A 20437-nucleotide genomic window follows, 5' to 3' on the forward strand; every position below is an offset into this window, starting at 1 on the left:
TGTTATATATTTTTACATATTGATGTTAGGAAATGTAACATGGGGGTGTTTCCATGAAAAAGATTGAGGCGATTATTCGGCCTGAAAGGCTTACAGATACCATTAAGGGCTTGAAAAAGATAGGAATTACCGGTTTTACCGTATCCCAGGTGGTTGGCCGCGGTAAGCAAAAAGATACGCAGGGTGTGTACCGTGGGAAAAATTATCAGGTGACCTTGCATCCAAAAGTAAAGCTGGAAATTGTCCTTTCGGATTATTTGGTGGAATCGACCATCCGCACCGTTGTCCAGGCAGCCCGGACAGGAGAAGACGGAGACGGGAAAATATACGTCTATCCGATTTTGGAGGCGTACAATATTCGAACGGGAACGATTGATTATGATATTGATGATTTAGCAAATCGAGAGGGGTGATCATAATGGAACTAATGTATGTCAATACCATTTGGGTGGTCCTGGCTGCGGCCATGGTGTTATTTATGGAAGGCGGCTTCAGTTTATTGGAGGCCGGGTTTGTCCGGACGAAAAATGCCGTCAATGTCACGATGAAGATTTTTGTCGACTTAACGATCGGCGCCTTAGCGTTTTGGCTAATTGGCTTTGGAATTATGTTTGGCAAGGATGCTTTTGGATTCGTTGGCACAAGCCTGATTGGCAGCCCGGAAAAAATTGTCCTTTCGATTGAATTGCCCAGTGTGGCGTTTGTGCTCTTTCAGATGGGATTTGCGGTTGCTTGTATCTCGATTATTTCGGGTGCACTGGCAGAGCGGATGAATTTTAAAGCCTATGTGGTCACTGCGGCCCTTATTTGTATTATTATTTATCCTTTGTCCGGTCACTGGATTTGGAATAGCGATGGCTGGCTGGCGAAATTAGGCATGAAGGATTTTGCTGGTTCGGCGGCAATTCATGCGGTTGGCGGCTTTGCCGCATTTGCGATGGCGAAATGGCTGGGACCAAGGAAGGGCAGATTCAATTCTGACGGCAGTGTTAACGTTTTTGCCCCTAGTAATATACCATTGGCATCCGCCGGTGCGTTTATTCTATGGTTCGGCTGGTTTGCGTTTAATGCTGGCAGCACCCTGGATGCTTCAAGCTCAGCGCTTGCCCCGATTGCGATTAACACAATGTTAGCTGGAGCAAGCGGCGGTGCGGCTGCTTTATTTTTAACGATGAAGAAGTTTGGCAAAGCTGACCCAAGTATGACGATCAATGGTGTTTTAGCGGGATTAGTGGCGATTACGGCTGGATGTGCGTTTGTTTCCGAATGGAGTGCCGTTTTAATTGGGGCGGTTAGCGGTTTGCTGGTGATTTATTCAACGCTATTCGTCGATTATTTAAAGGTGGATGATCCTGTCGGGGCTGTGGCTGTCCATGGTTTCAGCGGTGTGTTCGGAACAATTGCGGTCGGGTTGTTTGACCGGTCAGCGGGATTATTCACCACGGGTGATTTCTCGCTTTTAAAGGTTCAGCTTTTAGGGGCAGCTGTAGTAATAATATGGGGGCTCCTTGGCGGAACGTTTATGGCGAAGGTTTGCGAAAAAACGGTCGGCTTCCGGGCATCTGAGCGAGAGGAAGAAGAGGGGCTTGATATGTCCTACCACGGTATTCCGGCATATAACGAATTGGAGCGTTTCACGGATCTGCCAACCAGTTTATTTAATTTCGAAGAAACCACAGGTGTCACGGTAGCGGCTCCTGTAACGAGCAAAGCAAAGGCGGAGAAACCAGTTTGATGGGAAGCTTTTTGCACTGAAGGACAAAAACTAAGTTAAAATGTGCTCAATCAGTCCCATGGGAGAGCCCTATGGGACAAAACTTGGCGGAAAAATTTCCAGACTGTCCCATAGAAGAGCTCTATGGTACAAAACTTGGTAAAAAAACTATCAAACTGTCTTATAGAATAGACTATGGGACAAAACTTGGCAGAAACACTATTAAACTGTCGTATAGAATAGATCTATGGGACAAAACTTGGTGGAAAAATTACCAAACTATCCATAGAAGAGCTCTATGGGACAAAAATTGGTAAAAAACTATCAAACTGTCTCATAGAAAGGCTCTATGGGACAAAACTTGGAAAAAAAACTACCAAACTGTCCTATAGAAGGGCCCCGATGTTCCTCATTCCCACTCTCAATTCATCCCGAGTTAAAATAAAAAGGCGGCTGATTAAGCCGCCTTCATTATGGGGCCAATGCTCCCCAACTGCTTACCCGGTTCCGCCCGGCATTTTTTGTTTGGTACAATGCTTTGTCCGCCTGTTCCATCAATTCACTGGTGGACCCAACCGATCCGTCCCGATAAGTGGCAATGCCGATACTTACGGTTATTACCCCATATTCCTGTGAAGCTTGATGAGGGATGTTTAACGTCTCAATCGCCTCGCGCACTTTCTCAGCAATGATAACCGCTCCAGCTGAATCGGTTTCCGGAAGAATGATGGCGAATTCCTCCCCGCCATAGCGGGCCGAAACCTGGGGAGGAACAAGAAGCTCTTGGACAAGAATACCAATCTTTTGCAAACACCGATCACCTGCTGGGTGACCATATGTATCGTTATAAGGTTTAAAATAATCTATATCAAAAAATAGCAGTGACAGCGGCGTTTTCGCTTGCACCGACTTGATCCATTCCTTTTCAAGCTGTCTATCAAAAAAGCGCCGGTTCGATAATCCGGTTAGGCCATCGATATTCGACAAATAGTACAATTGCTGCTCCATCTTTTTCCGTTCTGAAATATCCCTTGAAACGGCCACCACTTTTGTCACTTCTCCATTTTCAATGATGGGTGTTCCGCGCATATCGACATCAATCCAATCCCCAGTTGCATGCCGCCAGCGGTATTCCGTTACTAAAATACTTCTGTCGATGACCACTTTATGGAACATTTCTCGGACACGATCGACATCGTCCGGGTGAATATATTCACGAGGATACTTTCCGATATACTCGATCGGCTTACCGCCAAAAAGTTCGATAGAAGGGGAAGCATATAGCGCCATCCCTGTTGTATCCAGCACCATAACGACATCCGACATATTCTCACTAATTAAGCGGAATTGTTCCTCGTTCTCTTTTATTCGATTTTGAAGAAAACTAGTCTTTAATAGATAATTAATCAAATAGAATATACATATAGCACTAATCATAGATGTCGTCCAAAAGGCAACCGTAATCAGCAGCAGCGTGCTTAGGTCCTTAATTAAATAAATAGCAATGAGATTAATAGAAATTAAACAATAGATATTCAAATATATCCATTTCCTCCATTGGGTGGCATAGGTGGAAATGAGACCGCAGGCGATGGCCATGTGGATGGCATTTAATGCCCCAATGAAAGACGGCAAATCTGTTTGCCCGTTAAAAAAGATTCGCGAGATAGCGATAATACTTCCTGTTAGGAATGCAGAAGGAATTCCGCCAAAAAGGGAACTGATGATAATGGGAAAATGCCGGAAATCGACAAGAGTTCCCGTGCCAAGCCGCAATCCATAAAACATCAGGATTGACCCAACTATGCCAAAAAACAAACCAATGAATAATTTTGACTTGCCCTTCAGGATTCTTGTGTTTAGGTGATGAATATCGAAAAAATTGCCTTTATTTTTAAAAAAGTAATGGATAAGGACGATGGATGAAGTTAAGATGGCAAGGTTAGCGATGAGGTCCATAATTAAATTTTTATACATACGTACACTACCCCGTTAAATTGTAAATATTACCTAATCTATCGTATCCTATTATCCGAAGCATCACAATAACAACATTTAGACATTTTCCAACGCCTTATCAATCGCCTTTTTCTTGTACATCTCCTGGTCTGCCGACTTTAGTATTTCTTCGAGCGTAACCTTTGTCCCCGGCTTATAGTGGTAATATCCGTGGCTAGCCGAGATTTCGTACGGTTTCTGATTGGAAAGGTTAATCTCGTGGAAGGTATACTGAATGTCATCCCATACTTCCTCGACGTTTTCGATTTTCTTTTTTAAAAAGATCACGATAAATTCGTCCCCGCCCAGGCGGAATAACACGTCCTGGGGATCAAGGTTATCGCTAATTGTCTCACAGCACGTTTTAATCAGATCGTCACCAATTGAATGACCAAAACAATCATTGACGATTTTCAAATTGTTTATATCAATATAGCAAATAATAAATTCCTGCGTATCCTCCTTAAGCAGCCCTCTTAATAGTTCAATGCCGCTGCGGCGATTGCGAATGCCGGTCAGCATATCAATAGATGCATGCTGAAGGAGCTCGGCCTCTTTCTTTTTCATGTCAGTAATATCAGTCGAATCGATTAAAATGCAGGTGTCCTCAAGGTAATCAACCAATTCGAAATTTAGCAGCGACCATTTCCATACGTTAGCAGTAATTTGCTGCTCTGCTACATAATTTTTAATGCTTTTTTCCTTTAATAGCCTATTTAAAATTTCCTGCTTCTCATATGGACTGCTGAAAAAAAAGCTTATATCAACATGTTCCGGGTAGTATTCGACCGCTTGTTTATTCATGAGGACAATCTCATCACTATCGAGCTTTGTCAGTATTAACGGGTTTGGATTCAAATTAAATAGTCTCCGAAAACTTTCCTCATTCCGGCTAAGCTTCTGCTTGTTTAAAAAGTCATTTTTTCGAAACGAATAGAAGGCCAGTGCAATGGTAAATGAAATGACGGCGGTCCCTGTCGAGTTAATTAATATGGAGAGGTACGAATAATGATTGGACTCAATTAGATATAAGCCGATTAAGAATAAAATATGGACGGTGACATACTGGAATAATAGATTCCTAGGACGAATCGGGAAGATAGCAGCGACTCCCAGTAATATTATGATATAGGCGTAAATGTTTCCGGTGAATAGCTGGCTGTTGATAGAGGAAACGGCCCCTATCAACAAATAGAGGGAAATATAACCACTTACGATCAAACTTTTAGGAGCTTTCTTATTCCGGTAGATCATAAGAAATATGAGTGATATTACCAGTCCAGTAAGATGTACGCCTTTGAGCACCAATTTAAACATGGGCCTGTCAAGATTTTTAAAAAATAGAAAGTCGACAATGAAAAAACATGGATAGGTGAAAATCAGCATATAAGAAATGAGTTTTATTCTTTCAAATAACTGCTCTTCATTAACTTGATTGAATTCTTGTGTTGTTAATAGATTCTTAGTGAAGGATTTCAAGTTGATCCTCCTTTTTTCTATTTATCCTCGGTATTTTAGCATATTTTTTGGGAAAGGAAAGGGTATTCCGGTTTATTTTAAAATAAAAAAGCCGATAACGGGGACCGCATACCCTTTATCAGCTAATCGAAATTTATAATAGATGGAGGATTATTTTTACCCATCCAAATAAGGCCAGCCATAATGGGATGCTTAGCGCTGTGCCCCATAGCAATCCTGTGAAAAAACTTTCCCGCTCTTCCATTAAAACCACTCCTACCTGAAAGAATACCTTCATCAGTATGGTCAAGTTCGTGGATATCTATTACTAAAAATAGCAAACCGAACAGCGGAAAAATGGAGAAGCGTGTCAGGTAGAATTAAATGTTTTCGACAGAAAGAATCAAGTTCTTTATCTTTTCCCTCGCACCCGTGCGCCATTGTTTGACAGCTGAGACCGAAACCTGCTCCCGTTCGGCAATCTCTCTAATCGAAAAACCATAGAAGACCGAATCGCGGACCCACTTTCTTTGATTTGGTGTCAGCGTGGAGCAATAGGTTAATAGAGTTTCTTTTTCCATTGGACAGACTGAATGATCGTCTTCAACGGCGGTCCAGAATTCTTCCTTAGGGTAAAGGTTTCGTTCGCTGTCCCGATACAATTTGGCTAATTCCATGAGAAGGTGGCCGCGTATATAGGAGTAGGCATAGTTGGTAAAGCTTCCTTTTTCAGGATTGAAACGCCTGCTTGCCTCCCACAGGGCGATGAGCGCCTGCTGGTAAAATTCGTCCTTGTTCTTGTAAAGATGGAGCGAGTTGATAATCTTTTGGATCATCGGCTGGTACTGTTCCACTAATTGTTCGAAGCTTTCCAATGGTAAATTCCTTTCAGAAAGCGCGCTATCCTTGATATTCCCGGGTACCTCTACCATAGCCGGAATGGTACAGCTTATCGAATGTCACAAAATCATTTTTGAAGGGCATTTTCGCCTGAAACAGTCGATTTTTATGCACAAAAGTGATTTTTGGAGCTCATTTTTGCTGATTCATTAGATTATTGACTCAAAAAAATCTTTTTGCGAGAATCGTCGATATTTGTTTATTGAAACCTCATTGACGGCACAAAAAATTTGGACTATTCTAAACTCAACCCGCAAGCAATTGACCATTTACTTTACCAAAAAAAATGAAAGCGTTTTAATAGTCCAATTTTTTAAAAATTGCTTTAAATGGTATATACCATTATTGGATTTGACAAATTTTGTAGGAACCTCAACAATTAGTTTTAGGAGTGAATATCAACTAAAATAGGGGAAATTATCAATGAGCAGAATGACACGAGACGAAGAAGTTCCTTTTTATAAGCAGCTAAAGGAAAAGATTTTAGATGATATTGAGAGTGGGAAGCTGAAGCACGGGGATAAGCTTCCGTCTGAAAGGGAGCTGGCCGAGCAATTTCAAATCAGCCGGATGACGGCTAGGCACACACTTTCAGTCCTGGAAAGAGAAGGTGTGGTCGAGCGGCGGGTAGGCGCGGGAACGTTCATCACCAACAATAAAATTGAAATGGACTTTATTACCTTTAATAGTTTTACGAAAAATATGATGAACAAGGGGTTTATTCCCAGCACAAAGGTGCTTTCCATCGGGAAGACCGTGGCCAAGCCCCATATCGCCAGGAAATTGAATGTGCCAATCGGAGAAACACTTATTTTCTTAAAACGATTGCGCTCAGTCAATGAAATGCCGGTAGCGATCGAAGAATCGTTTATTTCTGAAAAACTATGTCCAAATCTCGAACAGTTTATCTTCGATAATGTATCTCTCTATCAAATCTTGGAGGATCAATACGAGATTGTTCTAGTCAAGGCAAAGGAGCAAATGCAGGTTACTTTTTCGGAGGAAAGTGATAGTAAGCTATTAAAAATCCGCTCCGAAAGTCCGTGTATATATCAGGAGTCCGTTGCCTACGACCCCCATGACCAAGAAATAGAATTTTCCACTTCTTTAACTAGAAGCGATATCGTAAGGTTTTATTCTGAACTTAATCTGAAATGATTTTGTTTCAGATTTACAAGAAATGGTATATACCATTAAAGGAGGGAACCGAGATGAAGGTAATAGGTGTCGGCGATAATGTCGTTGATAAATATATGTATAAAAAAACGATGTATCCCGGTGGGAACGCCCTGAATTTCGCCGTCTATGCCAAGCAATTAGGGATTGAATCCGCCTATCTGGGCGTTTTCGGGAATGATCTAGCGGCAGCACATATTATTGAAACATTAAAAAGCTTGGATGTGGATATTTCGAAATGCCGCCAGCATAAAGGAGAAAACGGCTTTGCCGCAGTCGATTTAGTTGATGGCGACCGGATATTTATTGGCGGGAATGGAGGAGGTGTCCAGAAGGATCATCCAATTGTCCTCAATAACGAAGACCTCGACTATGTTAAATCTTTCAATCTAGCTCATAGCAGCATCTACAGCGATATGGATACAGAGCTGCCGAAATTGAAGGAAGCGGGCATTCTCGTATCCTATGATTTTTCGAGTGACTACACTGATTCATTGCTAGAACAAAATTGCCCTCATATTGATATTAGTCTTCTTTCATGCGGACAGCTGGCGAATGAGGAAGCTGAGAATCTATTAAAACGAGTTTATGCCTTTGGCAGCAAGCTGGCGATTGGCACGAGGGGTTCGCGGGGCGCGATGGTTTTTGATGGCGAGAATTTTTACCGTCAAGAGCCGCATTTTGTTCAGCCAGTGGATACACTCGGTGCCGGCGACTCCTTTTTTACAGCGTTTATCCTGCATCATTTAACTGGAAATAGGTTGGAAAGAAGTTTGGAAGAGGGCGCTAAATTCGCAGCCAAAACCTGCCTTGTCGATGGCGCTTTTGGATATGGGATTCCGTTTTAATTTTTATAAAAATAAGGAGGGTCTATTTCTATGAAAACAAAGCTGGTCTTAACATTCATGTTGGTGTTCGCCCTGTTGCTCGCGGGGTGCTCGAGCTCTTCATCCACAAAGGAAGATGAGTCGGGAAAAGTAGTGTTAAAGTTTTTGCATAAGTGGCCGCAGCCAGAATACGCTCCCTATTTTGAAGAAGTGGTTAAAGATTTCGAAAAGCAGAATCCTAACATCAAGATTAAGATGGAAGCCATTGCCGATGAACCGATCAAGGACAAACTTCGTGTCATCCTCGGAGGCAACGAGGTTCCGGACATCATGTTTTCCTGGTCAGGCGAATTTGCCCGTAAGTTCGTCCGTGCCAATGCAGCCCTAGATTTGACCCCCTATCTAAATGAAGATACAGCTTGGAAGAACAGCTTTATTCCAGCATCCCTGCAGCCTTTCACCTCTGACGGAAAAAACTACGGTATCCCACTTCGATTCAATGGTAAATTCTTTGTTTACAACAAGAAAGTTTTTGAAAAATATAACCTGCAGGAGCCTGCGACCTGGGATGAATTTTTACAGACTCTCGATACGTTGAAAAAGGGCGGCGAAACTCCGCTCATTCTAGGAAATCAAGATCCATGGGCCGCGATTCATTACTTAACAGGCTTAAACCAAAAAGAAGTTTCCCAGGATGTAAGAATGAAAGATTATAATCCAGGTTCTGGTGAATTCACCGACCCAGGCTATGTCAAAGCCATGGAACTGTTAGCTGATTTGAATAAAAAGGGTTATTTTATGAAAAATGTCAACTCCAGCTCACATGATATGGCGAAGCAATTATTCTTCGCCGGCAAGGGCGCGATTATGTATGTGGAACTAGAGGAATTTGCTGATATGGATAAAAACATGAAGGGCAATTGGGGCTTCTTCCCGATGCCGTCGATTGCCGATGGAAAAGGAAACCAGAATTTCATCACCGGCGCACCGGATGGCTTTATCGTTTCTTCAAAAACCAAGCATCCTAAAGAAGCGATCCAGTTCCTGAAATTCTTAACCAGCAAAGAAAATTCTTTAAAATTGGTGAAGCAAATTGGCTGGCCAAGCCCGATTGACGGAGCTACAAACCCAGACACAGCTTTGAAGGAAGTGGCTGAAGGTGTTGAGGCGATGAAGAAAGCAGAAGGCATGGCGGAGTGGCTTGATACCGATGTTCACGCGAAAGTTGCGGATGTGTATTTATCTAATATCCAACTCTTGCTGGATGGATCGAAAACACCGGAACAAATTATTAAGGAAGTTCAAAAGGTAGCGAAGCAAGTCCAAAGTGAAGTGGAATAAGAATGAGAAGGGCAGGCAGTTGCTTGCGATTTGCCTGCCCCCTTCCAGGAGGGAGAAGATATGACAAGAACCTTTCGCAGTAGCCGTACAGCCTTACTATTTATTTTGCCGGCACTCCTTCTCATTCTCATGTTTGTGTTTCTGCCGATTGTCTTAAATCTCTACAATAGCTTATTTAGGTGGAATTCGTTCGAGGCGGGGAGAGCATTTGTCGGCTTAGAGTATTACGGGAGACTTTTTAAAGACCCGATCTTTTTTACGGCTTTGAAAAATAATTCCTTATACGCGGTCATTTCGTTAGTGTTTCAAGTCGGCGGCGGTTTGGTTATTGCTGCTATTTTAGAAGATAAATTGATTCGCAGGTTCCAGCCCTTTTTCCGTACGGTGTTTTTTATTCCTTCTGTAATATCGATTGCGGTTGTCGGATTGCTCTGGCAGCTCCTCTATAATCCGGAAGTCGGCTTGGTTAACGGTGCCTTGAAGGCAATTGGGCAGGCGGAATGGGCACGCTCCTGGCTGGGTGATAGTGAAGTAGCCATTTACGCGGTCGTTGCGGTGTCACAATGGCAGTATACCGGCTATATGGCGATGCTGTTCATTTTAGCGATGCAAAAAATTCCGTATGAATACTATGAAGCGGCGATGATTGATGGCGCTTCTAAAATTAAAACGTTCCTGTTTATTACCTTGCCGCAGATTAAGGAAATGATTCTAGTTGGCACGGTGATCACCGTGATTGGCGCGTTTAAGGTGTTTGATGAAGTGTACATTATGACTAACGGGGGACCGGGCCGTTCGACGGAAGTGCTGGGGACGATGCTGTACCGGGCGGCTTTCCGAAATGATGAAATGGGCTATGCCTCAACAATCGGAACAGTGATTTTTGTGATAACGCTGACCCTGTCTTTGGTTCAGTTGAAATTGGGGAAATCGGGACAGGAGGTGTAGCGGGTATGGAACCTTTGGTGAATACGGAAAAAGTGGCGGAGTTTCGCAGTTCGCGGGTTAACTTGACCTTGGTCAAAAATAGATTGTTTCAATCTGTGGTGTTCGTCTGGTTTAGTGTCTTCGCTTTAGTGATCATTTACCCGATTATCTGGCTTGCCTTAAGCGGACTGAAATCGAATAGTGATTTTTTCCTGAATACGTGGTCGCTGCCAAAGGAATGGCTGTGGAGCAATTATAAAGCTGCCTGGGACGCGGGTATCGGCCAATTCTTTTTAAATAGTGTGCTCGTGACGGTTGTTTCAGTGCTGGCAGTGCTGCTGCTCGGGTCGATGGCGGCTTTTGGCTTGAGCCGTTTCCATTTTAAAGGCCAGAATCTGGTGCTTGTCCTGATTTTAAGCGGTTTAATGCTGGCACCACAGGTCAGCTTGATTCCTTTGTTTAAATTGCTGCAGGGGCTGGGGCTTTACAATACGTATTGGGCGTTAATTCTTCCGTATGTGGCGTTTCAATTGCCGTTTGCGATTTTCTTAATGAGATCTTACTTTTTATCCATCCCGCGAGAGCTTGAGGAGTCAGCAATTATCGATGGCTGTAATAGATGGAAGGTGTATTGGCACATTATCATCCCGATGGGGAAGCCGATTATTGCTTCCTGCGCGTTGCTGGCGGGGATGAATGTCTGGAATGAATTTATGTTCGCGCTGGTATTCGTGGAGGATTCTGCGCTTCGAACGATTCCAGTTGGTCTAATGAATTTGCGGAGTCAATTGAATACTAATTTTGGAATCCAATTGGCCGGCTTAGCGATTTCAGCGCTGCCGATGATTATTGCCTATATTCTCTTTCAAAAACAATTTGTGCGCGGGCTGTCAGCTGGCAGTGTGAAGGGATGATTAGGGGAATGCTTCCCTTTTTCAGCCTGATTGGTTTAAATGGTATATACCAAATGAATGTAGGGTTCTTTTTATGCCAAACAGATAAAAAAGGAGGACAAAAATTGTTAGCAGACGTTAAAAATGCCTTAGAGGTTTTCAAAAAACGCGAAATTGACCGAGTTTATTTCGTCGCATGCGGGGGATCTTCCTCCTTGATGTATGTCAGTAAATATGTATTAGACCGTGAGAGTGCAACAATCGATTCTGATTTATACAGCTCCAATGAATTCATTCATCGCAACCCGCAAAAGCTCAATGAAAAATCACTGGTGATATTGTGCTCACACTATGGAAAAACACCAGAAACCGTGGAAGCGGCCCGCTTCGCCCGCGAAAAAGGGGCATTAACCGTTTCATTAACCTTTGATGCTGATGCACCGCTGGCCCAAGAGTCTGAATATGTCATTGTTTATGAAGATGGCAAAGGAGCAAATTACCTGAACGAATCACCTGCGATTATGCTCGAGCTTGTTTTCGGACTCCTTGCAGCTAAAGAAGGTAATGAAAAATTCAATGATGTTGTTTCTTCATTAGAAAACCTAGAACCAATTTTAGAAAAAGAAAAGGCAAAATTTTTACCACGGGCAAAGGCGTTTGCGGAGTCCTATAAGGCTGACAAGGTGATTTACACAATGGGCAGCGGCGCTAACTACGGGATTGCCTACTGGTTTGCGATATGCCTGCTGATGGAAATGCAGTGGATCCATTCCCATGCCCTCCATGCCGGCGAATACTTCCATGGACCATTTGAAGTGCTAGATAAAGACCTTCCAGTCATTCAGCTGTTAGGTTTGGATGAAACTCGTCCGCTAGAAGAGCGTTCCTTAGAATTCACGCAACGTTACGGTGACAGAGTCGTTGTTCTTGATGCAAAGGAATTCGACTTAACGGCCGTGGCTGACAGCGTGAAAGGCTATATTGCCCCACTTGTATTACAAGCCGTGCTCCGCCAATACGCAGAAGAGCTGGCCGAAGCCCGCAACCACCCGCTAAGCACCAGACGATACATGTGGAAGGTCCCGTATTAAAAGGAAAGTTAAATTGGTGTCAGGCACCAAAGAAAGACATTTTAACCATTTTGTCCGCGGTGGGAGGACATTTCTCTTTTAAGTAAGGATGTACACTGTAGGCGTACTAATGTCCATTAATGATCCTGACGCCACTCAACTAAAATAAATTTGGAGGTAAAACCATGTTAAAATTTGATGCCGAGTTATTTTTAAAGATTGTCGGGCAGGAGGCGCTTGCACAAAGACCGGAGATTGAGCGGGTGGTGGATGAAATCGCCACTAAAGGGTTTAAGAATATTTTCCTTATCGGATCAGGCGGGACGATTGCAATGATGTACCCATTTGAATATATCTTGAAATCGAATTCTTCTTTAGAAGTTCATGCGGAGATTGCGGCGGAGCTGCTTGTCATGAACAACCGTCATCTGACAAAAGACTCTGTTTGTGTATTTGCTTCTGTCACCGGTACTACGAAAGAAACGGTAGCCGCCGCCCAGTTCTGCAAGGATAAAGGGGCGACGACGATTGGGCTGGTAGCAAAGGCAGGCACCCCGCTCGCCGAAGCGGTCGATTATTGCATTTTGGCTCCTGATGAAAAGCATTCCTTTGATACCTTCTTTCTATATTTACAGCTCTTGACCTTCCGTCTCATCCATAACAACGACGAGTTCCCGCAATATAATCAATTTGCAAAAGAATTGGAACTTCTCCCGCAAGGCATGGTCAAGGCGCTCGAAGCCTTTGACGAACGGGCAGAGCAATTCGCCATTAAGCACAAGGATACCGGGTACCACATGCTGGTCGGGGCGGGCAATCTTTGGGGCAACACTTATTCCTATGCGATGTGCATATTAGAGGAAATGCAGTGGATTAAGTCTAAATCGATCCATGCGGCGGAGTTTTTCCACGGGACGCTCGAGCTCGTCGAGGAAGATACAAGCCTTATCCTTTTCAAAGGAGAAGATGAAACCCGTCCGCTGGTGGAGCGGGTCGAGCGATTTGCTGAAAAAATTACAAAAGAGCTATTCATTCTGGATACAAAGGATTATGCCTTGGATGGAATCAGTGAGGAGTTCAGGAAACATTTGGCCATTAACGTGAACTGGGCCTTAACCGGACGGATCAGTGTGTATCTGGAGCGGGAACGAAATCATCCGTTGGAGCTGAGACGCTATTACCGGAAAATGGAGTATTAAGGGGGGAATGTGATGTTCAATTTCGACTCAAAACGGTATTTAAGAATTCAAAAGGGAGCGTTGTCTCTTAAGGATGAGCTGGATGCGGCCATTGATTCCATGTCAGAAATAAAAAATGTATTTTTTGTAGGTACAGGCGGCGCCGCGATTCTCATGTATCCTGCTGAATACATCTTAAAAACGTATTCTACCCTGCCTGTTTTTACGGAAATCTCATCGGAATTGATGTTGATGGATCATCAACACTTAGACCAACATTCCTTAGTGATTTTTCCTTCTTTATCCGGTACAACCAAAGAAACGGTGGAAGCGGCGCAATTTGCCCGTAAAAAAGGGGCGACGACCATCAGCCTGGTTGGCCATGCCGATACCCCGTTAGCAAAATTAACGGATTACACCTTCGTTAATTTTGCGGAGGACGATACCTCTTGTGAGTCATTTTACATCCAGTCCTATTTGATAGCGTTCCGCCTCATGTATAATCGAAAGGAATTCCCGCGGTACCATCAATACATTGAGGAAATGAAACTGCTGCCAGACGCACTTTTAAAAGTAAAGGAAGCTGCCGAGCAGCGGGCATCCGCATTTGCCCAAAACCATAAGAGAACGTCTTACCATATTCTTTCCGGTGCAGGCGTAGATTGGGGGCAAACCTATTACTACGGGATGTGTATTTTAGAAGAAATGCAATGGATCAAAACCCGTCCGGTCCATGCCTCCGATTTCTTTCACGGCACGTTAGAGCTGGTGGAGAAGGATACGAGTATAATTCTGCTCAAAGGCGAGAATCGCACCCGCCCTCTGATAGAGAGAGTAGAGCGGTTTGCTGAACATTACTCCAGAGAAGTAACCGTTTTTGATACGAAGGATTATCAGCTAGAGGGGATTTCGGAGGAATTAAGGGGTATAATCTCGCCGATCGTGTTTGCGAGTCTTCTCGAGAGGGTCAGCTGCCATTTAGAAGCGCAAAGGAACCATCCTCTGACGACGAGACGGTATTACAAAAAAGTTCCATTTTAATGATCGGAGTCTTCACATTTTGTGGAGGCTTCTTTCAATTTGCATGCCGGTTTAAAAATTTGGCAGAAATCTGCATTACTAGATATTAGCGCTAGACTGGCTTAGTCACTACATAGGGTTGCTTTTTGGAAACAAAATGGGAATGAAATTACGAGAGTTTAATAGTAGAATACTAATAGACTTTTAATGGAAATGGGGTTTGAGGAATTGCGGAGATTTGCAGCGGTATTACTTGCGCTTCAGCTGGTGCTGGTGCCTGCGGTGGGGGTTGCCGAGGGGATGGATTCGGCGGCGGCAACGCCTGAGAAGACGATAAGCCAGAAATTATCTTCGGAAAAAGCACCGAAGCAGTCGGTAAAGAAAGCGGATTTTATGGATCCACAGGATTATCCTTTAATTGCGAATGGCGATTTTGTTGATGATTTATATGATAGTGTTGGCAGTTATCATTATATTTATTTTGATGATGTGACTTCTGTTAGTTCAGAACTGATGAATGTGAAGTTGACCTATGAGTCAGATTCATCTACGGAAAAAGATAGTCTTTTGACCCTTGAACTATATAATGAAGCAGCGGGTTCTTTGGAATTCTTAGGCAGTGCGGATTATGATATGACCGGGTATAATGGCGTTTATTTAAATACAGAATTGGCCAAAAGTGATTTCAGCGATCAGCCTTATATTTATATGAGAATAGGAATTTCGAAATCTAGTGATGATCCTTACTATGCTGACGTGCTTACTTTTAAGGTGGCAAATCCGTTTTATGCTTCGCCGAGGGACATTGTACCGGACGATCGATATGCGGTAATTAGTAATGAGTCTGTTGATGGAGAGGCGATTCAGGCTTCCGGGGCTTTTAATGTAAAAAAAATGAAGGTCACGACCAATGCAAGTTTGAATCGTGATGCTTATAAGATTGACTATAATAAACCATTTGACCATGCAGCTTATAAAGGCAAGCTGGTTCGAAAAAGCGCCCGGTCTTTGATGCCGGCATATAAAATCGGCGATCAAAAGTTATTTTGGGTGTCAGATTTAACGACGAATACAGATACGCAAATTAATGCCCGCTTAGCTTACAGCGGAGCAAAAGCAAATGTATGGGTTTATGATAACCAAATTACTGATTCTGATGCTGAAAAATTAGGGACGGAATTTGACAATAAGATTTATTCTGCTGTGACCACTAATTTTGGGCCGGAATCGGATGTGGACCATGATGGAAAAATAAATATTTTATGCTATGACATTCAGGATGGATATTCGGATACGAGTGGCGACGGCTATACCGCCGGTTATTTTTATTCCGGGGATTTATACAATGTCGATCATTCCAATCAGTCTGAGATTTTTTATATAGATACGTACCCGACAATGGGCATAGGTTCGGAAAAGGATGTCACTGGCGCTTATGAGACACTTGCCCACGAGTTTCAGCATATGGTGAACTTCAATCAAAATGCGTTGATTGAAGGAAATAGTGAGGGCATGGATACATGGCTGGATGAAGCTTTATCTATGGCGGCCGAGCAAATCTATTTGGGTCACGGCCTATCCAACCGGGTTGAGTATTATAATTTTTCTTCGTCCATCAGAAATGGACAATCTCTGTTGTATTGGGATTATTACGGTGATACGCTTGCTAATTATTCGCTGTCTTATTTGTTCGGGCAGTATATAAAAATTCAGACCGGTCAGGGGAATCGGATTTTTAAAGAAATTTTAGCGGACCCGAATAATAATTATAAGGCGATTGAGGATGTGGCGAAAAAGTATATCAGTCCGGATATGACGTTTGGAAAATTAATGACCAATTTCCGGATTGCGCTTTTATTAAAAGAAGGGTCCGGTCCTTACGGATTCAAGGGTGATCCGTTCTTTAATACGCTGAATGAGAAAATTTTTACCGGCAGTTCTGTGAACCTGCACGGCGGCGGAGCGGTTGTGACGACGTATAATTCAAAGGATGGGTTTGTCCAGCCCACTACTAAAGGTAATAATGTAAGTTATAGCTTTTTAAAAAAAGGACAAGAAAATAATGGGGTACCACTGCGGTTCGGCTGGGTTTTAGCCAATGGCAAGTGGTATTATTATGATTTGAAAACCAGTGAGATGCGGACCGGCTGGCTGTTGGACGGCGGCAAATGGTACTACCTTGATGCGAGCGGCGTGATGAAGACGGGCTGGTTAAAGAATGGGGGTAAATGGTACTATCTGGCTGGCAGCGGAGCCATGAAGACGGGCTGGCTGAAAGATGGAGCTAAGTGGTACTATCTGGATGCGAGCGGTGCGATGCGGACGGGCTGGCTGAAGGATGGAGCTAAGTGGTACTATCTGGATGTGAGCGGTGTGATGCGGACGGGCTGGCTGAAGGATGGAACCAAATGGTACTACCTGGACAGCAGCGGTGCGATGAAAACGGGCTGGGTGCTGATTAGCGGTAAGTGGTATAAATTTAATAGCAGTGGTGTTTGGGTAGGATAGTGGCGGTGCCTGTCACCACACGAATATTTTCGGAAAAATGCCGGATTCAGCTTGAGTGAATCCGGCATTTTTTATTATTTGTTGATCTCATTAACAACAGAATCAAGATTAAGTTTCGCGAAGTTAACCATTCGTTTGTAAAGTTCCAATATAGATTGTCCGTAAGTGGTGCCTGGCACTGCCCATTTCCCGTTTAAGGAAGTCCAAGTTGGAGCAGACCCTCTTGTTACGAGATTGAAGCGGGGATCAACTAATGGATATTGATTTGGCAATGGCTCGGTAGAAGCGTAAGCGAATAGGTGCTGCAGGTGGGCGAGTACTCCTTCTTCCTGGGTTTTAAAGGTCGCACCTGGATTGCTTGGTCCTGTTGCGCCAATTCCAGCAAAGTTGTTTTGATCAGGCTGGACAACACCGGTAAAACGGAAAAAGTCGGTTTCGTGCAAGGCTTGAGCGAAGGCGATGTCACCTCTGATTCCATAATATTCACCGAAGGTTAAATAATATTTGCCAATCTCAATTGCGTTCGGATTGACTGTTTTTACAAAAAGATTCAGGTGTTCCGGGGAAAGATATGTCGGGCCAAGGATCGAATAGCCTGTTGGTTCTGCAGGTGTTGGGCTTGTACTTGGAGCTTCGGCCTCAATAAAAGCATCTGTAATTCCGGCGTTTTTGACCTCCTGCAGGCGTGTTTCGGCATTTGTACGGCTAGAAAAAGCGCCTGCCTGAACACGGTACCGGGTTTCACCAGAAATCGTTGTGGTCACTACAAATGATTCAATGCCGACTGAGTGCAGGAAGGCAACGCGCTTGTCCGCATTTTCTCTCAGCTTGAAGGAACCGGCAATGACTTTGTAGATCGTTCCGGCGGGAGCAGTGGATTTTGGCTGCAGGTTAAATGCTAGTGCAATCCCGTTGGCATGACCTTGAGCCACATTTTGACGCCAAGAAGTCTGCTTCATGAGGGCTGCATCTTGGGGGTTGTCAATGAAGCCGTTTTCGGATAGCATGGCTGGCATGGCTGATTCGCGAAGGACGTGAAAATTGGCCTTCTTCTTTCCGCGGTCCTTCAGTTGATTCAGTTTGATGACTTCGGCATGGATGATATCACGATACTTTGCTGTTGTTGAAGTGTCTGACAAACTGCTGTGAATATAATCCTCATATCCTGTGGCAGTGCCGCTGTCGGCGTTGATGTGGATAGACAGATAATAATCGGCCTTCCAAGCATTTGCCTCATTCGTCCGCTGGCTTAAGCTTTTCGTAATATCGCCAGTCCTGCTCATCATCACTTCAATATTTTCATAATTATTTAATAGGATTGTACGGATTTTTAGCGCAATATCTAATGTTAAATCTTTCTCGTTTAGACCATTTCCCTGGGCACCTGGATCTGTACCGCCGTGTCCTGGATCTAAATAAAGTTTCATTTTATCTCCTCACTTTTTTAAATAGTGGTACATCTATATGGTATGAGGGGCGATAGTATTCGTGAGGGTGCTTGTCCTGTTTTTAAGTGCGTTATGTAAAAAAAGTCCAATTCCTATGTGAATTGGACTTTTAATTTATGATAAGAAAATCCGACTTTGAGAATTGTCCAGCTTCAGCGCCTAGCCCCGACAAGCATGGGCTTTTCTTACTTAATGCTGTAAAAACGCCAGTTGATAAAAGAACAGAACCGCAAATACATAAAGCAGCGGGTGAACCTCACGCCATTTGCCTTTGACTAATTTTAATAGCGGATAGCTGATAAATCCAAGGGCGATTCCTGTCGCAATACTGGATGTTAATGGCATGGCAAGAATCGTCAGGAAGGCCGGGAAAGCTTCGTCGAGCTCGTCCCAGCGGATTTTCGCAATGCTTCCCATCATCAGGCTTCCGACAATGATAAGTGCAGGTGCTGTAATGGCGGAAATTCCTGAAACGGCGCTGACGAGCGGGCCAAAGAATGCAGACAGGATAAATAGAGCTGCGACAGTAAGTGAAGTTAAGCCTGTCCGTCCGCCGGCTGCAACGCCTGATGATGATTCAATATAAGCTGTGGTCGGGCTCGTCCCAAACATGGCGCCAATTGCCGTCGCAATGGAATCCGACAGCAATGCCTGACGCGCCCGTGGAAATTTGCCGTTTTTCATCAGGCCTGCTTGGTTAGCGACACCAATCATCGTTCCGGTCGTATCAAAAATGGTAACAAGTATGAACGAAAAAACAACGGCATAAAGACTGTGCTGAACCACATCACCAAATGCGGTGATAGGATTCCCAATCATAAGCCCTTCCGGCAGAGAAGGCAGGGCCATGAATCCATTTTTAAAGGAAAGCTGACCTGTGAAAAATGCGATGAGACCAGTCACAATCATTCCAAAAAATAATGCTCCATTGACGCGCAGCATCATTAATATAAGGGTCACAGCGAGTCCGACCAGCGTCAATATCGCCGACGGGTCATGGAGATCGCCCAGCCCAACAAGGTTTGTCGGATGCGCCGTAATAATTTTTGTCAGGCGTAGTCCGATAAAAGCAATGAATAAACCGATTCCAGCAGTGATCCCATGTTTGAGATTATCCGGAATGGCATCGATTAATTTTTCCCGTAAAGGAGTTAATGACAAGATGACAAAAATAAGACCGGCAATAAAGACAGCGGCAAAGGCTGTTTGATAGGTGATACCCTGATGGCCGCCGACGACAGAATAGGCAAAATACGCGTTAAGACCCATCCCCGGAGCGATGGCGATTGGATAGTTGGCGAAAAGCCCCATCCAAAGAGTCCCGACCACCGCAGCGATGATGGTTGCCGTGAAAACCTGCTGGAACGGCACGCCAGCATCAGCAAGAATAACGGGATTGACCACCACGATATAGACCATTGTAAAGAAGGTCGTTATCCCCGCCAGTAGCTCTGTTTTTGCATTTGTATGATTTTCATTTAGTTTAAACATTGAGGTTCCTCCGAAAACACGAACATTTTTGAAATACTTTTATATATTATTCGTTTCCTGTAAGATTTTCAATCATTATTTTTTGAGTAAAAATGGAAATATATCGGATGATGTCGATAGTAGGATGAAAAATTGGTGTATAATAATTGTTAAAATAGGAGGTGACATACTTGGAAAAAAAACTAGAGAGAATGGAAGAGATGTTATCAAGCATAATTTCGATAGTAGGAAACATTAATCAGCAACTGCAGGAAATGAAAATAGAACAGCAGGTAATGAAGAAGGAACAGCATGAAATGAAGAATGACCAGGAGGGAATGAGGAAGGAACTAGCCGCCATGGATAGCAAAAATGAGGCGAAATTTACTGAAATACTTAATATCGTGACTGACATTAGAGCAGAACAAGAACATATCTGGGAAAAATCAGCTAGAAATGAAAGAGAGTTAGCTAAACTTAAATTTCACCTTCAGTTATAATTTAACTTC

General features: G+C 43.5%; 17 protein-coding genes. 12 read left to right on the forward strand and 5 right to left on the reverse strand.

What is annotated here, in order from left to right; all coding sequences use genetic code 11:
- Positions 1-53 precede the first annotated feature (53 nt).
- The gene (locus LC455_RS22505; RefSeq protein WP_223594154.1) at positions 54-413 is read left to right on the forward strand and encodes a P-II family nitrogen regulator; all 360 of its coding nucleotides are present in this window, start codon (positions 54-56) and stop codon (positions 411-413) included.
- A 5-nt stretch (positions 414-418) separates the two neighbouring features.
- Complete coding sequence (locus LC455_RS22510) at positions 419-1735, forward strand: ammonium transporter (RefSeq protein ID WP_223594156.1); 1317 nt, start codon at positions 419-421, stop codon at positions 1733-1735.
- A 450-nt stretch (positions 1736-2185) separates the two neighbouring features.
- Here the strand turns inward: LC455_RS22510 and LC455_RS22515 are convergent, their stop codons facing one another.
- The 3 genes from LC455_RS22515 to LC455_RS22525 form a co-directional block, all read right to left on the reverse strand.
- Entirely contained in the window at positions 2186-3691 is a 1506-nt protein-coding gene (locus LC455_RS22515; protein WP_223594163.1) for a diguanylate cyclase domain-containing protein, read from the reverse strand.
- 78 nt (positions 3692-3769) lie between these two features.
- Positions 3770-5191, reverse strand: a complete 1422-nt coding sequence (locus tag LC455_RS22520) for a GGDEF domain-containing protein (protein WP_223594170.1) — start codon at positions 5189-5191, stop codon at positions 3770-3772.
- A gap of 359 nt (positions 5192-5550) precedes the next feature.
- Positions 5551-6045 carry a sigma-70 family RNA polymerase sigma factor gene (locus LC455_RS22525; RefSeq protein WP_223594172.1) on the reverse strand — a complete coding sequence of 165 codons (495 nt, stop codon included), beginning with the start codon at positions 6043-6045 and terminating at the stop codon, positions 5551-5553.
- A 448-nt stretch (positions 6046-6493) separates the two neighbouring features.
- On the opposite strand from LC455_RS22525, the gene LC455_RS22530 reads away from it, so the two are divergent.
- From LC455_RS22530 to LC455_RS22570, 9 genes are all read left to right on the forward strand, one after another.
- Positions 6494-7228 (forward strand): GntR family transcriptional regulator, encoded by a 735-nt coding sequence (locus LC455_RS22530; protein WP_223594174.1) that lies wholly within the window; start codon positions 6494-6496, stop codon positions 7226-7228.
- A gap of 53 nt (positions 7229-7281) precedes the next feature.
- Positions 7282-8094 carry a fructoselysine 6-kinase gene (locus LC455_RS22535; RefSeq protein ID WP_223594175.1) on the forward strand — a complete coding sequence of 271 codons (813 nt, stop codon included), beginning with the start codon at positions 7282-7284 and terminating at the stop codon, positions 8092-8094.
- A gap of 30 nt (positions 8095-8124) precedes the next feature.
- Positions 8125-9414, forward strand: coding sequence for an ABC transporter substrate-binding protein (locus tag LC455_RS22540; RefSeq protein ID WP_223594177.1), 1290 nt, complete (start codon positions 8125-8127; stop codon positions 9412-9414).
- Positions 9415-9474: 60 nt separating this feature from the next.
- Positions 9475-10362, forward strand: coding sequence for a carbohydrate ABC transporter permease (locus LC455_RS22545; protein ID WP_223594179.1), 888 nt, complete (start codon positions 9475-9477; stop codon positions 10360-10362).
- A gap of 5 nt (positions 10363-10367) precedes the next feature.
- Complete coding sequence (locus LC455_RS22550) at positions 10368-11255, forward strand: carbohydrate ABC transporter permease (protein ID WP_223594181.1); 888 nt, start codon at positions 10368-10370, stop codon at positions 11253-11255.
- Between the two features lie 53 nt (positions 11256-11308).
- On the forward strand, positions 11309-12325 hold the full coding sequence (locus LC455_RS22555; RefSeq protein ID WP_223594283.1) for an SIS domain-containing protein: 1017 nt from the start codon (positions 11309-11311) through the stop codon (positions 12323-12325).
- Positions 12326-12489: 164 nt separating this feature from the next.
- Entirely contained in the window at positions 12490-13503 is a 1014-nt protein-coding gene (locus LC455_RS22560) for an SIS domain-containing protein (RefSeq protein WP_223594182.1), read from the forward strand.
- Positions 13504-13515: 12 nt separating this feature from the next.
- Entirely contained in the window at positions 13516-14523 is a 1008-nt protein-coding gene (locus LC455_RS22565; protein WP_223594187.1) for an SIS domain-containing protein, read from the forward strand.
- 207 nt (positions 14524-14730) lie between these two features.
- Complete coding sequence (locus tag LC455_RS22570; protein WP_223594207.1) at positions 14731-17010, forward strand: M30 family zinc metallopeptidase; 2280 nt, start codon at positions 14731-14733, stop codon at positions 17008-17010.
- Positions 17011-17084: 74 nt separating this feature from the next.
- Here LC455_RS22570 and LC455_RS22575 read toward each other — a convergent pair whose 3' ends face one another.
- Together LC455_RS22575 and LC455_RS22580 are read right to left on the reverse strand one after the other, a co-directional pair.
- On the reverse strand, positions 17085-18437 hold the full coding sequence (locus LC455_RS22575; protein ID WP_223594216.1) for an N-acetylmuramoyl-L-alanine amidase: 1353 nt from the start codon (positions 18435-18437) through the stop codon (positions 17085-17087).
- A gap of 210 nt (positions 18438-18647) precedes the next feature.
- Positions 18648-19949, reverse strand: coding sequence for an NCS2 family permease (locus LC455_RS22580; RefSeq protein WP_223594217.1), 1302 nt, complete (start codon positions 19947-19949; stop codon positions 18648-18650).
- A 170-nt stretch (positions 19950-20119) separates the two neighbouring features.
- Here LC455_RS22580 and LC455_RS22585 point away from each other — a divergent pair, with 170 nt between their 5' ends.
- On the forward strand, positions 20120-20428 hold the full coding sequence (locus tag LC455_RS22585) for a hypothetical protein (RefSeq protein ID WP_223594219.1): 309 nt from the start codon (positions 20120-20122) through the stop codon (positions 20426-20428).
- Positions 20429-20437: the final 9 nt, after the last annotated feature.

This window comes from Neobacillus bataviensis (genome assembly GCF_019969725.1).

Coding starts and splice junctions, on each gene's coding strand:
- LC455_RS22555 (WP_223594283.1), top strand. CDS start 11,309: ATGAATGTAGGGTTCTTTTTATGCCAAACAGATAAAAAAGGAGGACAA.
- LC455_RS22515 (WP_223594163.1), bottom strand. CDS start 3,691: ATGTATAAAAATTTAATTATGGACCTCATCGCTAACCTTGCCATCTTA.
- LC455_RS22580 (WP_223594217.1), bottom strand. CDS start 19,949: ATGTTTAAACTAAATGAAAATCATACAAATGCAAAAACAGAGCTACTG.
- LC455_RS22535 (WP_223594175.1), top strand. CDS start 7,282: ATGAAGGTAATAGGTGTCGGCGATAATGTCGTTGATAAATATATGTAT.
- LC455_RS22530 (WP_223594174.1), top strand. CDS start 6,494: ATGAGCAGAATGACACGAGACGAAGAAGTTCCTTTTTATAAGCAGCTA.
- LC455_RS22550 (WP_223594181.1), top strand. CDS start 10,368: ATGGAACCTTTGGTGAATACGGAAAAAGTGGCGGAGTTTCGCAGTTCG.
- LC455_RS22565 (WP_223594187.1), top strand. CDS start 13,516: ATGTTCAATTTCGACTCAAAACGGTATTTAAGAATTCAAAAGGGAGCG.
- LC455_RS22560 (WP_223594182.1), top strand. CDS start 12,490: ATGTTAAAATTTGATGCCGAGTTATTTTTAAAGATTGTCGGGCAGGAG.
- LC455_RS22575 (WP_223594216.1), bottom strand. CDS start 18,437: ATGAAACTTTATTTAGATCCAGGACACGGCGGTACAGATCCAGGTGCC.
- LC455_RS22510 (WP_223594156.1), top strand. CDS start 419: ATGGAACTAATGTATGTCAATACCATTTGGGTGGTCCTGGCTGCGGCC.
- LC455_RS22505 (WP_223594154.1), top strand. CDS start 54: ATGAAAAAGATTGAGGCGATTATTCGGCCTGAAAGGCTTACAGATACC.
- LC455_RS22545 (WP_223594179.1), top strand. CDS start 9,475: ATGACAAGAACCTTTCGCAGTAGCCGTACAGCCTTACTATTTATTTTG.
- LC455_RS22540 (WP_223594177.1), top strand. CDS start 8,125: ATGAAAACAAAGCTGGTCTTAACATTCATGTTGGTGTTCGCCCTGTTG.